Source organism: Deefgea piscis (assembly GCF_013284055.1).
In the GTDB taxonomy this organism is placed as follows: Bacteria; Pseudomonadota; Gammaproteobacteria; order Burkholderiales; family Chitinibacteraceae; genus Deefgea; species Deefgea piscis.
In genome coordinates this window covers 2,288,074-2,303,782 of sequence record NZ_CP054143.1, presented here as the reverse complement: position 1 = coordinate 2,303,782, position 15,709 = coordinate 2,288,074, and the positions used below count along the sequence as shown (strand labels likewise).

The window sequence follows — 15,709 nt, the reverse complement described above, 5'->3', positions numbered from 1 at the left end:
AGGGCTGCAAGTGTATACCTTGCAGCCCTTTCTTTTCGCCATTGTTACATTTTGGCTTGCAAACCCAGGCGCATCCAAAGTTCGGCAACACCGGCCGGAACGGGCTCACTAAAGTAAAATCCTTGCATATAATTCACGCCCAATCCTTGCAAAAAGCGGGCGGTTTCTAAATTCTCAACGCCTTCAATGACCAAATCCAACTGCAAGCCTTGCGCCATTTGTGCAATCGCATGCATCACCCGTCGGCCATCTTCTGTATGTAAACGCTGCGCAAATGAAACATCCACTTTAAGCATTTGGGCCGGCATTTCATGTAATTGCGACAAACTAGAATAACCTGTACCAAAATCATCAATGGCTAACTCAAAGCCTGCCAAACGTAATTGCCGCAAATGCCGCATTTGCCGTGAATAATCAGTCAGCGCAATACTTTCGGTGATTTCTAAAATAATATCCGAAGGCCGTAAACGAAAGCTCGATAAGCGCTCCACCAATTGCGTCACAAAGCTGGGCAAAAATAATTGACTACGTGAAATATTAATCATCATTTTTTGTGCCAAACCAACATCGCGCCAATCGCGTAACTTAGCAAATGCAATTAGCATAATTTGCTCGGATAGCTCTTGAATTAAACCGACCTTCTCCGCCATCGGAATAAATAACTCTGGGCTAATCCAACCACTTTTATCGTCCTGCCAGCGCGCCAAAGCCTCTACCGAAACCACTTCACCGGTTTTAGCATTGACTACTGGCTGATAAAACACTTGTAAACCACCATGCTGAATCGCACTCGATAACCGCGATTGAATTGCCACATGCTCACGGCCTAGTGCTTTTAAATGCAATATATCGCCATAAAAACAGGCGTTATTTCGCCCTGCATGCTTGGCGTGATACATCGTATGATCTGCCGCGGATAATAACTCTTCACCGCTTTCTGCATTATCTGGATAAATTGCAAAACCAACTGAAATCGTCGGCTGCGTTTCCATGCCGTTGATACTCACGCTTTCTCTTGCTGCCAACCTTAATGATTCAGCAATTATTTTTAATTGTTTGCTGTCTTTTAAGTTTGGAATTAAAGCAATAAATTCATCGCCCCCCCAACGCGCCAAAATAGCATCGTCAGGCAATACCGCCTTTAAGCGCTTAGAAAGACTGATTAATAACTCATCGCCAGTTTGATGGCCAAACGCATCATTAATTTGTTTAAAGTGATCTAAATCGATAAAACCTAAACCGACCTTACAATGATTCACTCGAGCCTGATCGATGGCGCGATGTAACTCATCATCTAATAAAAGGCGATTAGGTAAACTAGTTAATCCATCGTACAGCGCTAATTGCGTAATATGCTGTTCATTTAAATGCGCAACCGTTACATCACGCAATACACCGCGCAAACTGGTAATTTTTTGATCCGGCCCGAAATGCGCGATCAAGCGCGCTTCAACCCACACAAACTCGCCATCTTCACGCATCAATCGGAAACGAACTTGATTAGGCACTGCGGATTTGGCCAATTGCGCTAAAACATCAGCCACCAAGGTCACATCATCCGGATACACCCATGACAAAATAGAGCGAGATAAATCCTGATTTAAATGTCGCGGATCGACCCCGCGCAATTTAGTCCAAGCGGTGGTCGCCTCAGTCAGCAGACCTTGCGGCGACAGATCGATAATGGCCTCTTCCAGCAGATTTAACGTATCGAGCGTGGTTTTTTTGCGTGCGGCATCCTGCATTAATGTCGTCACATCCTGCATCAACACCACAATGTTCTGACGATTGCCTGCGGCAACGCGCTGTAAACGAACCAAAAGGCACACCTGATCTGGCAATACGCAGTGAAACTGCATACTGGTTGGCCCCGCCAGCAATTTAGGCACGCGCTGCACCAACTCGCTGGCTAATTCAAAGGGCAATGCAATCGTTAATGCCCGCCCCAACAACTCACTGGGTGCTGGTAGGCTAGGATGACCGGACCAAACTTGGCAAATCACGCCATTGGGCTCTAGCTCAAACACCATATCTTGCGTTGCACCGACTAAGGCGCGAAGACGCTGCTGATTGGCAATCGATTCGGCCTCTACTTTGGCTTTTAACAGCGCCTGCGCTACGTGATTGCTCAGCATTGATAATAAGCGCAGCTCGGTTGAATCGCGCTGCCGACGCTCATCGTCATTTAAAAAAGTTAAAAATCCAAACAACTGCCCATTATCTAACAATGGAATACACAATAATTGGCGCACCCCGACTTGTGCCAATAGCATTTGCTCAGCGAGCGGCAGCTCAAGCAATGATTTATTCAGCACCATACCAACAGCAAGGGTATCTGCCAGTAATGGATATTGGTCATACTCTAGCGTAACAAACGGCTGGGGGGTATTTCGTGCAAGGTGGCAATCATCATCTCGCCATGCAGCAATGAGTCGTGCAATTTTGCCATCGGCTTCATTCAAATACAGCCCTGTCATCCCGCTATGTGAAGCCTCAGCGAGCGTGCGCAATACTTCGACCATGGCATCAGGATCATCGGCGAGCGCCAATAAATTAACCACACTATCAAAAGCGTTAAAATAGGTTTGGTAAAGGCCTAGGGCCTCATGAGGCGCAAGCGACGCTGCAATAGAGACTAGATTTTCAGACCGCACAAAAGCCTTGAGAAACAATTGAATGAGCTTTATCAAAAAAACACTAAAAACGGGAACCGAATCGATTCCCGTTGTGGTGTGATTTTACGCTTTTTCTGGCGGAGGGATCAGTACTTCACTGTATCCACACTCTTTTTGTGGACACACTTTTTCAGTACCACGGCGTTTCGTGACTTTGATCGTCATAATCGGCCATTTACACTGTGGGCAAGGCTCTGCAACCGGTGGATTCCATGTTGCATATTTGCAATCTGGATACGTATTGCACGAATAAAACAGCTTACCATAACGGCTTTTACGCTCAATCAAGCTACCTTTATGGCACTCAGGGCATTCAATACCCGTGTCTTTTGGCTTTTCAAGCGGCTCAATATGCTTACATTTTGGATAATTTGAGCAGCCAATAAACTTGCCATAACGACCCAATTTGATCAGCAATGGTGATTCACATTTCGGGCAAGTGCGATCAGGCACCACTTCGGGCTCAACCGGTGCTGCATTTGGATCATCGCCAATATTGCGCGTGTAATCACACTCTGGGTACGAGCTACAGCTAATAAAGCGACCACGACGACCTAATCGAATCGATAGCTTATGTTTGCCACATTTCGGGCAATCCTCATCCATCGCTTCATGCGTGACTTCAGCGCGCGTTAAAGCTTGTTTTTCTTCAACTTGCTTATGAAATTTGGTCCAGAACTCATCCAAAACTGGAATCCACTCACGGCTTCCGTTGGAAATTTCATCGAGTTTGTCTTCCAATTTGGCAGTAAAGTTGTAATCCACATACTGAGTAAAATGCTCAGATAAAAACTTATTCACCACTTCACCGGTATCGGTTGGCGTGAAGCGTTTTTTATCTAAGATCACGTACTCACGATCTTTTAAGGTAAAAATAATCGATGCATACGTTGAAGGACGACCAATGCCAAATTCTTCGAGTGACTTCACCAAACTCGCTTCAGTAAAACGCGGCGGCGGCTGGGTAAAATGCTGCTCACCAGAGAGTTTTTCTACTGGCAAAACATCACCTTCAGTCATCACCGGTAAGCGAGCTTCATCTTCATCATCGTCGACATCATCAGCATCTTCTTGGTATACCGCGATAAAGCCAGGAAATACCAAAGTTTGCCCTGTAGCGCGAAATAAATTTTCTGGACTACCTACCGCAATATCAACTGCCACGGTATCGAACTTTGCCGATGTCATTTGGCAGGCCAATGTCCGCTTCCAAATCATTTGGTAAAGCTTAAATTGCTCAGGCGACAAGAAGGTTTTGACTGACTCAGGCGTACGATGAATCGACGTTGGGCGTACCGCCTCATGCGCTTCTTGGGCATTTTTGGCTTTGTTTTTATACGCGATCGCGTCTTTCGGTAAATATTCTTTTTCGAAATGCTCGCCAATATAGCCACGTATTTCAGCTAACGCATCATTCGATAACGCCACCGAGTCGGTACGCATATACGTGATTAAACCCACGGTTTCCCCGCCGAGATTAATCCCTTCATAGAGTTGCTGCGCAGTTCGCATCGCTCTATCAGTGGTAAAACCTAATTTACGCACCGCTTCTTGTTGCAAGGTTGACGTGGTAAATGGCGCGGCAGGACTGCGCGATTTCTTTTTCTTTTCAACCGAATGCACTTGAGCTGGCAAATCAGCTAAACCCGCCAAAATAGTGGCCTGAGCCGCTTCATTTGGAATATCAAACTGATCGAGTTTTTTGCCTTGCCACGTCGTGAGTTTCGCAGCAACTTTACTGCGTCCCTTTTTGGTATCAAGGTGGATTGACCAATATTCTTGCGCATTAAATGCACGAATTTCAGCCTCGCGCTCACAAATCAAGCGCAATGCTGGGCTTTGTACTCGACCTGCCGATAGGCCCGTACGGACCTTACGCCATAGCAACGGCGACAAATTAAAGCCAACTAAATAATCTAAGGCGCTACGTGCTTGCTGCGCATTAACCAAATTAAAATCAATATCGCGTGGATTAGCAACGGCCTGCAAAACAGCAGACTCAGTAATCTCATGAAAGACGACGCGTTTAAAGGTTTTTTCTGGGCTGATTAATTTCTTAGCTTTTAAAATTTCCATAATATGCCAAGAAATAGCCTCACCTTCTCGGTCCGGATCGGATGCGAGATAAATATGGTCAGCGGCTTCAACGGCATCACAGATGGCATCAACATGCTTTTTATTTTTTTCGATGATCTGATACTTCATTTTGAAGTCTTTTTCAGGATCAACCGAGCCCGACTTACGCACTAATCCGCGCACGTGGCCATAAGAAGCAAGGATTTGAAAATCTTTGCCCAAATATTTTTGTAGTGTTTTCGCTTTCGAAGGCGACTCAACGATTAAGAGATTGGCCGGCATGGTTCCCCAAGGCAGCAGAGATTCAAAAACTGGAGTGCGTGGCACCGCGTGGTCTAATGCAAAGCAAAACCTTCACGGCCAAACAACAACTCCTCGATTAGGAGATTGGTTAAAGCATCACGCTTTTGCCAAATCACCATTAAAACTATTAATTTAATTCTTTCTAGAGCGACTTCACCATCCGGTTCACGCCAAAGTCGATCAAGTACTAATTCGCGCTCGCCCGCACTTAAGATTCGCGTCGCATCCAGAGAGTGCATAAATATTGCTGCGTCTTCACTCAGTCTTTCTAGCTCCATCGGATGTAAGGAGCGAAAGCCAAATTCATTGGCATCGAGTAATTTATAGGGAGCAACATCAATTTGTTTGAGCTCAGATAACCACGTCAGCGCGTCATGTATATCTTCACCTTCAAAGCCAGCCAAAGACAATTTCTTGGCTAATTGAGACATATCAGGCAAGCCGTCTGCGTTATAAAACTGCTCAAAAAGGTAAGCAAGCACTTCTAACATAATCTTTATTAAACCCCTCCGCCAATGCGTTGATAGCGTCCGCCAGGCAAAGAAGCCAGCTTCCCTTCCAATTCAAAACCCAACAGAATCTCGTACAGCGCGACATTCGTCAAGCCAGTTCGCAGAATTAAAGTCTCGATATCTACGGGATCCCAACCTAAAGCTTGCCAAAACTCATCCTCAGGCAGGGGTTGTTTAGCCTGTTTGTTAGGCTCAACAGCAACTGAAAATAAATCATTACCAAAACAAAGTTCGCTCAAAATATCATCCCCCGATTCCACTAGCTTAGCACCACTCTTAATCAAAGCGTGGCACCCTTTTGCTTGTGGGGAATGAATTGAACCGGGAATTGCAAAAATTTCTCGGCCAAGGTCAACTGCCTGCTTCGCCGTAATCAATGACCCGCTACCTAATGCCGCCTCAACCACCAAACACCCCAAACCCAAGGCTGCAATAATTCGATTTCGCTGAGGAAAGTGCATCGGCAATGGCGGCGAGCCCAAAGCAAACTCAGACAAAAGTAAACCTGCTGCGGCCAATTGATGTGCGAGTTCACGATTGCTGGCGGGATAGATCCGATCAAGCCCAGTACCCACAACTGCAATGCTCGAACTACGGCCAGCTAAGCCACCACGATGTGCTGCAGCATCAATACCACTGGCCATGCCGCTCACAATACACAATCCCGCATTGGATAAATGCGTAGCAAATTGCTGAGCATGTTCAATCCCCTGCGGTGTAGCGTTTCGACTCCCTACTATACTGAGTGCGGGCTTTTTAAGTAAATTCAAGTCCCCTTTGGCATACAACACAATCGGTGGATCGGGTAGCGACAACAAAGAAGCCGGATACAATGCATCATTTAAAGTTAATAAATGATGCTGAGGCTCAAGCAGCCATGCTTGGGTTAACTCGACGATGCCAACGGGGCTTGGCACAGTCGCGCTCAACACAGCATCAGTGAGTTGCGGAGAAATTAGATCTTTAAATGCGCTGCGTGGCGCAGAAAAAATACGCTCAGGCTCCCCCAATGCACGCAATAAATGCAATTGGCTACGAACCCCTAGTCCAGGAACTAGAGAGAGTCGTAGCCAAGCTTGAAGTTCAGCGGTAAGCAATATTATTCTGCCGCAGCACTGGCCTTCGCGGTATCGCCAGCATTAATCGGCAACGTACTGTCCATCACCAACGCATAGGCGACTTTTGGAAAGATGCGATATACAAATAAATTACCGCTCTTAATCGGTGGTGTATATCGAGTAGGTTCAGCGCTGGTTTCTTTAGCAATCAATCTTGGCGCCTTGTAGCTAAATAGCACCGTTCCCATATCCAAGCCATCGAGTGCACCGCGATTTAAAACCACCGTGGTTAATGAACCCGCTTCGGTTGATCCACCATAAGTAGAAATCACTTTGCCTTCGATGGCATGGGAAGGCAAGTGCGGGACATAATTAATAAACTGTTTTTCCGGCGAGCGAATCAGCCGATCGCCGACTGAAATTTCTTCTCGGCTATTGACGACCGTCATCGTGGTCACATCACCCTCGCGCTTAACGCGAACATCACCCAAGTAAGTGACTTCGATGCCAATCACTTCCTTTGGATTATCTGGATCAACCAATGGTTTACCTTTGCGGAACGCCTGCCAAGTTTCACCAGGCTGTGCATCCACCAAATCCACTGAGTAAATTTGATCGTTAGGACCAAACAATAAGCGGCTATCGGGTCCTGCAGCAATTCGTGGCGCTGCAGTAAAATCCTCAACGCTCATCACTAACGGTTTACTCAAAAAAGGCTCAATAGAGGCATAAGGAATGCTCGCAATCGCATTACCAGTGAGCGAGGTTTCGCGAATTCTCGGGCTTAATTTACCATTTCCGCCACGCCCGTCTACTTTTTGACTTTTCAATAATTTAAGCCGCGGTTGGCCGCTTGAAGTATCCAAGACAATGACATCACCAGGATAAATCCAGTGTGGATTTTTAATATCGGTTTTATTTAATTGCCAGATTTCCGGCCAACGCCAAGGCTGGCTTAAAAATTTGCCGGAGATCCCCCACAATGTATCGCCCTTGACCACCACATAACGATCCGGTGCATTTTTAGCTAACTTCAATTCATCTGCCACGGCAGGCGCGGATAAAAAACCAACCGCTAACAGCAGCGATACAATGGATTTACGCATCATTATTTAAGCCCAAAGCTTACCGGTCATCGACCTTGCAAGCAAAAATTCAAAGAAGTTCACCGATATGATCTTGATATCCAACCACCCCGACCCATATCGAATATAATACAACGCTATAGATTATCTCTATTTTTAATTCTGCATATCAACTTTTGGTCTAGCAAGCACACATGGCAATTCTAAACATTCTGCACTATCCCGACGAGCGCTTACACACAATCGCTCAGCCCGTGACTGTTTTTGATACAGTTCTGCAACGCCAGATCGATGACATGGCAGAAACCATGTACGCCGCTCCAGGCATTGGTCTTGCCGCTTCGCAAGTTGATTTTCATCAGCGCTTGATTGTGATCGATATTTCTGAAGATAAAAACGACTTGCTGGTGTTGATCAACCCAGAAATCATCGTTGCCGATGGTCACACCACGTACGAAGAAGGCTGCCTCTCGGTACCGGGCATTTACGAAGAAGTTGAGCGTGCGCAAACGCTCACCGTTAAAGCACTCGATCGACACGGCCAACCGCTTACACTCGAAGCCGATGGCTTGCTGGCCATTTGCATTCAACATGAAATGGACCATCTGAATGGCAAAATTTTTGTTGAAAAATTGTCGCGCCTCAAACTCAATCGCATCCTACAAAAAATCAAAAAAAACCAAAAACGCACGATGTAATTGTGCCTCCGTTTGCTCGACAACTTGAACTTCGCCGCTAACGAGGGCATTCACATCCAATTTACTTTGCACATAAACCCATGAAAATTATATTTGCAGGCACGCCAGACTTTGCGGCTGAAGCACTCAAAGCATTGATTAGCGCAGGGCACGAGATTGTATTGGTCCTCACGCAACCCGATCGCCCCAGTGGCCGTGGCATGAAACTCACGCCATCAGCCGTCAAAGTGGTCGCCCAAGCGCACCAAATCCCGGTGTATCAACCCGAAAAACTACGTACGACTGAGCAACAAGCGCCTTTAATGGGTATCGAGGCCGACGTTATGGTGGTTGCAGCTTACGGCCTTATACTGCCACAAGTCATTCTCGACCTACCCCGCCTTGGCTGCCTAAATATCCATGCCTCACTCCTGCCGCGCTGGCGTGGTGCTGCGCCGATTCAACGGGCGATCATGGCGGGCGACACCGAAACCGGCATCACCATTATGCAAATGGACGCAGGGCTCGATACTGGCGACATGCTCACTGTCCACATCACACCGATTGCGCACGATGACAACGCGCAAACCTTGCATGACAAGCTAGCGCAACAAGGCGCGAGCGCTATTGTGAGTGCTTTGGCGCAACTGCCAGATTTAACGCCAATGCCTCAGCCTGAGACTGGCGTTTGCTACGCTGAAAAACTCAAAAAAGAAGAAGCCCAAATCGACTGGACGCAATCGGCCAGTCAGTTAGCGCTAAAAATTCGTGCTTTCAACCCCTTCCCTAGTGCGCAAACAACGTTAGATGGCGCAAGCCTCAAGCTCTGGCAAGCCAGTGCCATTGCAGGCCAAGGCGCTGCAGGCACATTGATTGCCACTGAGAAAGACGCGTTGATTATTGCTTGCGGTGAGGGCGCGCTACGCGTCACTGAACTCCAAAAAGCGGGCGGCAAGCGCCTTAGCGCAGCGGCTTTTTTAAGTGGCTCGCCACTCGCGATCGGTCAGCAATTGGGTGCTTAATTTCATTCACATCAACAGGAGCCAAAAACATGGATAACTGGTTTAAAACCACGATGCTAATGGCCGCGATTTTGGCCTTGTTTATGATGATTGGTGGCTTAATCGGCGGCAAAAGCGGCATGTTAATGGCGCTGATTTTTGGTGGCGGCATGAATATTTTCGCTTACTGGAACTCCGACAAAATGGTGCTCAAAATGTATAACGCGCATCAAGTCGATGCGCGAAGTGCCCCTGAGCTTTACACCATGGTCGAAGAGCTCGCGCGCAATGCGGGTCTGCCGATGCCAAAAGTCTTTGTGATTGATGAAGACCAACCCAATGCATTTGCCACTGGGCGCAATCCTGAAAATGCCGCCGTTGCCGCAACAACCGGCATTATGCGGGCGCTCAGTTATCGCGAGTTACGCGGTGTGATGGCGCATGAATTAGCGCACGTACAGCATCGCGATATTTTAATTTCAACCATTTCTGCAACGATGGCTGGCGCCATTTCTGCACTGGCTAATTTTGCCATGCTATTTGGCGGCCGCGATAGCAACGGACACAGCATCAATCCCATCGCACGAATTGCGGTTGCCATGCTGGCACCATTGGCCGCCAGTGTGATTCAAATGGCGATCTCTCGAGCGCGTGAATTTGAAGCCGATGCCGGTGGCGCGCGCATTTCTGGCGACCCTGCGGCGCTGGCTGATGCCTTAACTAAAATTGAAGCTTTTGCGAGTGGCATTCCAATGCACGCCGCTGAAGCACACCCTGAAACCGCCCAGATGATGATTGTGAATCCACTGCACGGTGGTGGCTTACAAAATTTATTTCGTACCCACCCACTCACCAGTGAACGGGTGGCACGCCTGCGCCATATGGCACAACAAAATATCAGGTACACCGGATAGGTATATCTTTGTAGCCATTATTAAAAAAGATCTCTAACTCGATACCCCAAAGCCCGACATCTGGTCGGGCTCATTATTTGGAAGTTTATTATGTTTATTACCCAAAAATTAGCCGGACAAACCGTGGCCCATGTTTTGGCCGGTCAAAATCTCACCGAAGCCCTCAATGCGGTCTGGCGCAGCAACCCCAACCTTGAATCGGGTCAGCGCGGCGCGATTCAAGACATTTGTTATGGCACTTTGCGCCAACTTGGTCTAATTGAAGGCATTCTCAAACAGCTCTTGCGTAGCCCTTTGCACGAGGCGGAACTCAAAGCACTTTTGCTTATTGCTGTATATCAATTGCAATTCACGCGTGCCGCATCGCACACCATTGTTGACCATGCCGTCAAAGTCGCCGCACAAACCGGCAGCGGCTTTGGTAAGGGCTTGGTCAATGGCGTTTTACGTAGCTTTTTACGCGGGAAAGACGAATTAGTCCGTCGTGCGCAAGCCAATGAAGTGGGTTTGTATTCACACCCAGCGTGGTGGATTAAAACCATGAAATCGGCCTACCCAACAGAATGGGAAGCCATTTTAAATGCCAATAATCAACACCCGCCGATGACCCTGCGCGTCAATCCAGCGCATACCACGGTAAATGACTACTTGGCACTATTGACCGCCGCCAATATTGAAGCGATTGCCCTTGATGACTCGGCCATTAGTTTAAAGCGCCCGGTGAGTGTTGACTTTTTACCACACTTTTTTGCCGGCTGGGTTTCAGTGCAAGATTGGGGCGCACAAGTTGCGGCTAAGTTACTGGATTTACACGATGGACAGACCGTACTTGACGCTTGCGCCGCGCCTGGCGGCAAGACTTGTCATATTCTAGAGACTGCCAACGTCACCCTCACTGCGCTGGATAATGATGCAACGCGTCTGCAACGCGTTAAAGACAACCTAAATCGCATCAACAAAACCGCCACCTTACTACAAGGCGACGCTTCTGCCCCCGATACTTGGTACGATGGTCAGCAATTTGATAGAATACTTGCCGATGTACCTTGCTCGGCAACTGGAGTTACGCGTCGCCATCCTGACATTAAATGGTTGCGCCGCAATGATGACTTGGCAAAATTCGCGCGGCAACAGGCAAAAATCCTGGATGCGCTATGGCCACTCGTAGCGCCAAACGGCAAACTCCTGTACGCTACGTGCTCAGTTTTTCCTATAGAAAATGCCGCTTCAGCCGAGGCTTTTGCGCTCCGTCATCCCGATGCAAAGCGCTTAGAATTACCCGCGAGCGCATTACCGAATGGCCAGTCACTTGATGGCCAGTTATTACCCACCGCGGAACATGATGGTTTTTATTACGCGCTCTTCTCTAAATCGTAATTGGCGATACCTGCTGGGTATCTTGCTGCTGCTATGCGCTTACTTAGCGCATGCCGGCAGCATTAAAACCATCAAATCTGAAGTTGAATTTAACGGCAATCATATCGAACTGGCGGGACGTTACTTAGTCACGTTATCGCCAGATATAGAAACCGCACTAAAAAATGGGCTTTCACTGCCATTTACCTACGAATTTAAACTGACAAAACCTAAGCTGTATGCTTGGTATCGCAATTTTGCCGATAGTTTTAATTCCACTGCCAGTATTACTTATCGCCTAAGTTACCAACCGCTCACCCGACAATATCGCCTCAATACTAGTGGACTCACCCGCAGCTTTAATAGCGCCGAAGAGGCACTGGTGGCGCTGAGTATTATTCGCGGCTGGACGGTACTTGAAGGCAGCAATATTGATAGCGACGATTTTGCTGGCAAAATTCGCTTTCGTTTAGATCATTCGCTATTACCCAAATCGTATCAACTCACCGCCTTAGGTGACGAAGACTGGGTGCTCGACTCTGGCTGGCATGAATTACAACGTCCCGTCAGCACACCCTCAGCCGAGCCTGTGCCATGAAAAAACTATTAATTTTTCTCGGCGTTTTGGGTACGATTTTATTATTTCTTTTGGCATCGGCCTCGGGAAATACCTCCGAATCTTCGCAATACTACAAACTGATTTTAGCGCTCAACGCCCTACTGTTGATCGCACTTGCCGTTTTGGTGGGCTCTCGACTCACCCAATTACTCAAACGAGTAAGAAGCAAAGTTTTTGGTTCTCGGCTCACCATTCGTATGGTGTTGATGTTTTCCTTGGTCGCGGTACTACCGGGCGCCTTGGTTTACACGCTTTCAGTGCAATTTTTAAATCGCTCCATCGAAACGTGGTTTGACGTTCGGGTGGATAACGCGCTGGATCGCGGGCTGAATTTGGGCCATAACGCGATTGATTACCAGCTCAATGACTTGCACCGCAAAGCCAGCGTCATCGCATGGGACATTCACGACAATAACCTCAGTGCTTTATTAGAGCGACTCTCCAAACTACGCGATCAAACTGGCGTTCAAGAAATCACGCTGTTTGATAATAATGGCCAAGTACACGCCCATATTGGCAATGAATACGCCAACTTAGTTCCTAGCCTACCCGATAGAAAAATCATTACCGAAGCGGCTCGGAGCAGCTACAAAGCCATTGAATCCGACCCCGTCAATGGCTTGATGATGCGCGTCATCGTGCAATTACCCGGCAGTGAGTTCTCCAATCGGGTCAAACTTTTGCAATTGCTGCAGCCGGTGCCCAAGCAATTAGCGCAAGACGCCGAATTAGTCGAGCAAGTTCGCAGTGAGTACAAGCAGCTCTCACAATCCAGAGAAGGCCTCAAGCTGATTTTTAGCCTCACACTCACCATGGCGCTAACGATGGCCCTACTGGGTGCTTTGGCCTTAGCGATTTACTTATCAGACAAACTTGCCGCACCGTTATCAGTTCTGGCCGCAGGCACCCGAGCGGTGGCCCAAGGCGATTTTACCCAGCAGCATCCCGTGATTAGCCGCGATGAACTCGGGATTTTGACCCACTCGTTTAACCGAATGACCCGGCAGCTCTCTGATGCTCGCGACACGCTAGAGCACAACCAAGCTGAACAAGCCGAAGCCAAAGCCTATGTTGAGGCGATTTTGGCTTCCTTATCGGCAGGGGTATTATCGCTAGACGAAGACTGGCACCTCCAATCGGCCAATCACAGTGCTTTACGAATTTTAGGTCTAGACCCCAGCCGAATCGGCGACTTGCCGCTCTCGAAATGGAATCAAGCCTACCCTAACCTTACCGCGTTTTTTGCCCATACCATTCATGGCTTTTTATCAGATGATGAAGTTTGGCAGCGCCAAATCGAGCTCGATGCAGAAAAACGTGTGCTGTTGGTGCGTGGTACCCGCTTAACGCAAAAAATCGACGGCAGTGATGATTTGCACGGCTACGTGATGGTGTTTGATGACATCACTGAACTGCTCTCAGCGCAGCGCGATGCGGCATGGGGTGAAGTGGCGCGCCGCCTAGCCCACGAGATCAAAAACCCACTCACGCCGATTCAGCTGTCAGCCGAACGAATGGAAATGAAGCTGGTTGAAAAACTCGACCCAGCTGGCGCTGACTTTTTGCGCCGTAACACGCAAACCATCGTCAAACAAGTCGCCGCGCTGAAACAAATGGTGGATGCCTTCCGTGATTATGCCCGTAAACCATCGGGTAAAAAGCGTCCGCTTGATTTGATACAATTACTAAATGAAGTACTGGTACTGTACGAAGCATCACCGATCATGCTCGACTTTAAAGTACACGGTCCTCTCATGGTCAATGGTGACCCAACGCATTTGCGGCAAGTAATTCATAACTTGCTACAAAACGCCCAGGATGCAATTACCGATGCTGCAGAGCAAAGGATTTGCCTTCTGGTGGAAAAAGACGAAAAATGGGCACGTCTTTATATTGAAGACAGCGGCAAAGGCTTTCCAGCTGAACTCTTGCCACGTGTTTTTGAGCCCTACGTTACATCAAAGGCCAAAGGTACAGGTCTAGGTTTAGCAATCGTGAAGAAAATTATCGAAGAACATCACGGGCGCGTTCAGGTGGGTAATTCCACCGGTGCATTTGTTAGGATCGAGCTGCCGCTCTGGGAGGAAACAACTAGTGGCTAATCAAGATATTTTAATCGTCGACGACGAAATCGGCATCCGCGAACTTCTATCTGAAATCTTGCTGGATGAAGGGTATAGCGTTGCACTCGCTGAAAATGCAGAGGCTGCACGCAAATACCGTAACCAAGGTGAACCTCGTTTGGTGCTTCTGGACATCTGGATGCCCGACACCGATGGCGTGACACTACTCAAAGAATGGGCGCGTAACGGCCAACTCACCATGCCCGTCGTGATGATGTCAGGCCATGCCACCGTGGATACTGCGGTGGAAGCGACTCGGATTGGGGCGCTTGATTTTCTTGAAAAACCGATCGGCCTGCAAAAGCTACTGGCTACCGTCAAACGCGCTTTTTCGCAACCTGTGAATCAGGTAAAGCCGAATCAGGGTTTGCAGAGCCTCGGTAATAGCCCAGCGATTACCGCGCTGCGCGAGGCGCTTGACCAGGTTGCAAGCCAAACCCTGCCCATCACATTAACCGGCGAACCAGGATCCGGTTTTGAAACGTGTGCACGGCATTTAACCCGCCCTAACACGCCGTTTATTTCACCAAGCTCTAACGAAGAACTCGCCTTGCCACCGCAAGACTTGCTCAATCGCGCCACGGGCGGCACCATCTTTGTTCGTGATATCGCGTGGCTAGATCGTAAAGCGCAAACCGGCTTACTCAATTTGCTACCTAAGTTGGACAAATACAAAATCCGCTTAGTCACCGCATCTAGTCGGCCACTCGATCAGCTCATTGGTCAGTGCGAACCTGAATTGCTACGCCAACTCACCCAGATTATTCTGGCCGTACCGCCTCTACGAGCCCATGCTGAAGACGTTCCAGCCATGGCCGAAGTTTTATTGGCACAAACGGTCACCAGCAATAAACTGGGCCCACGGCGCTTTTCTAAATCAGCTTTACAATTACTGAGCCAACAAGATTGGCCAGGTAATATTGATCAGCTGGCCAATGTGGTGAAAAGTCTCGCCCTCACGGGTCGCGATGGTGATATTGATATCTTGCCGGTCAGCCGCCTGCTCACTCAGTTGTCGCCCAACTCGCAAGAAGCGACGCTTGGTGTCACTCAGCAAGCCATGCCACTACCGCAAATCGATCTTGATTTACCATTGCGTGAAGCGCGAGATCAATTTGAGCGGTTTTATTTAGAACGCCAAATTGAATTATCCAACGGAAATATGAGTCGTGTTGCCGAACGAATCGGCTTAGAGCGCACCCATCTTTACCGGAAACTAAAACAATTAGGCATTCAAATGCCGCGTAAGCAACGCATCGCTGAAGAGCAATAACTCACGATACTGACGCAAAAAATCGGCCATTTTGTGG

General features: G+C 48.2%; 12 protein-coding genes. 7 read left to right on the top strand and 5 right to left on the bottom strand.

The window, feature by feature from the left end; all coding sequences use genetic code 11:
* Positions 1-44 precede the first annotated feature (44 nt).
* The 5 genes from HQN60_RS10750 to HQN60_RS10730 all read right to left on the bottom strand — a co-directional run bounded on the left by HQN60_RS10750 (position 45) and on the right by HQN60_RS10730 (position 7,733).
* Entirely contained in the window at positions 45-2,561 is a 2,517-nt protein-coding gene (locus HQN60_RS10750; RefSeq protein WP_173533641.1) for a sensor domain-containing phosphodiesterase, read from the bottom strand.
* Positions 2,562-2,738: 177 nt separating this feature from the next.
* On the bottom strand, positions 2,739-5,033 hold the full coding sequence (topA, locus tag HQN60_RS10745; RefSeq protein ID WP_173533640.1) for a type I DNA topoisomerase: 2,295 nt from the start codon (positions 5,031-5,033) through the stop codon (positions 2,739-2,741).
* A gap of 53 nt (positions 5,034-5,086) precedes the next feature.
* A complete protein-coding gene (locus HQN60_RS10740) occupies positions 5,087-5,485 on the bottom strand; it encodes a DUF494 family protein (RefSeq protein WP_254456616.1) in 399 nt (132 codons plus the stop codon).
* Between the two features lie 68 nt (positions 5,486-5,553).
* Positions 5,554-6,663 carry a DNA-processing protein DprA gene (dprA, locus tag HQN60_RS10735; protein ID WP_217390109.1) on the bottom strand — a complete coding sequence of 370 codons (1,110 nt, stop codon included), beginning with the start codon at positions 6,661-6,663 and terminating at the stop codon, positions 5,554-5,556.
* A gap of 2 nt (positions 6,664-6,665) precedes the next feature.
* Complete coding sequence (locus tag HQN60_RS10730) at positions 6,666-7,733, bottom strand: LysM peptidoglycan-binding domain-containing protein (RefSeq protein ID WP_173533638.1); 1,068 nt, start codon at positions 7,731-7,733, stop codon at positions 6,666-6,668.
* A gap of 170 nt (positions 7,734-7,903) precedes the next feature.
* Between HQN60_RS10730 and def the strand changes: the two genes are divergently transcribed.
* From def to HQN60_RS10695, 7 genes are all read left to right on the top strand, one after another.
* Positions 7,904-8,407, top strand: a complete 504-nt coding sequence (gene def / locus HQN60_RS10725) for a peptide deformylase (RefSeq protein ID WP_173533637.1) — start codon at positions 7,904-7,906, stop codon at positions 8,405-8,407.
* An 80-nt stretch (positions 8,408-8,487) separates the two neighbouring features.
* The gene (gene fmt, locus HQN60_RS10720; protein ID WP_173533636.1) at positions 8,488-9,408 is read left to right on the top strand and encodes a methionyl-tRNA formyltransferase; all 921 of its coding nucleotides are present in this window, start codon (positions 8,488-8,490) and stop codon (positions 9,406-9,408) included.
* A 29-nt stretch (positions 9,409-9,437) separates the two neighbouring features.
* On the top strand, positions 9,438-10,301 hold the full coding sequence (htpX, locus tag HQN60_RS10715) for a zinc metalloprotease HtpX (RefSeq protein WP_173533635.1): 864 nt from the start codon (positions 9,438-9,440) through the stop codon (positions 10,299-10,301).
* Between the two features lie 90 nt (positions 10,302-10,391).
* The gene (gene rsmB, locus HQN60_RS10710) at positions 10,392-11,678 is read left to right on the top strand and encodes a 16S rRNA (cytosine(967)-C(5))-methyltransferase RsmB (RefSeq protein WP_173533634.1); all 1,287 of its coding nucleotides are present in this window, start codon (positions 10,392-10,394) and stop codon (positions 11,676-11,678) included.
* Complete coding sequence (locus HQN60_RS10705) at positions 11,641-12,255, top strand: DUF4390 domain-containing protein (protein ID WP_254456615.1); 615 nt, start codon at positions 11,641-11,643, stop codon at positions 12,253-12,255. Before rsmB ends, HQN60_RS10705 begins: the two co-directional genes overlap by 38 nt.
* Entirely contained in the window at positions 12,252-14,378 is a 2,127-nt protein-coding gene (locus tag HQN60_RS10700; RefSeq protein ID WP_173533632.1) for a sensor histidine kinase, read from the top strand. Before HQN60_RS10705 ends, HQN60_RS10700 begins: the two co-directional genes overlap by 4 nt.
* Positions 14,371-15,672, top strand: a complete 1,302-nt coding sequence (locus HQN60_RS10695; protein ID WP_173533631.1) for a sigma-54-dependent transcriptional regulator — start codon at positions 14,371-14,373, stop codon at positions 15,670-15,672. Before HQN60_RS10700 ends, HQN60_RS10695 begins: the two co-directional genes overlap by 8 nt.
* Positions 15,673-15,709: the final 37 nt, after the last annotated feature.

Excerpts from the sequence above, each read along its gene's own strand:
- topA (WP_173533640.1), bottom strand. The coding sequence starts at position 5,033 with ATGCCGGCCAATCTCTTAATCGTTGAGTCGCCTTCGAAAGCGAAAACA.
- HQN60_RS10740 (WP_254456616.1), bottom strand. The coding sequence starts at position 5,485 with ATGTCTCAATTAGCCAAGAAATTGTCTTTGGCTGGCTTTGAAGGTGAA.
- HQN60_RS10730 (WP_173533638.1), bottom strand. The coding sequence starts at position 7,733 with ATGATGCGTAAATCCATTGTATCGCTGCTGTTAGCGGTTGGTTTTTTA.
- def (WP_173533637.1), top strand. The coding sequence starts at position 7,904 with ATGGCAATTCTAAACATTCTGCACTATCCCGACGAGCGCTTACACACA.
- fmt (WP_173533636.1), top strand. The coding sequence starts at position 8,488 with ATGAAAATTATATTTGCAGGCACGCCAGACTTTGCGGCTGAAGCACTC.
- htpX (WP_173533635.1), top strand. The coding sequence starts at position 9,438 with ATGGATAACTGGTTTAAAACCACGATGCTAATGGCCGCGATTTTGGCC.
- rsmB (WP_173533634.1), top strand. The coding sequence starts at position 10,392 with ATGTTTATTACCCAAAAATTAGCCGGACAAACCGTGGCCCATGTTTTG.
- HQN60_RS10705 (WP_254456615.1), top strand. The coding sequence starts at position 11,641 with ATGATGGTTTTTATTACGCGCTCTTCTCTAAATCGTAATTGGCGATAC.
- HQN60_RS10700 (WP_173533632.1), top strand. The coding sequence starts at position 12,252 with ATGAAAAAACTATTAATTTTTCTCGGCGTTTTGGGTACGATTTTATTA.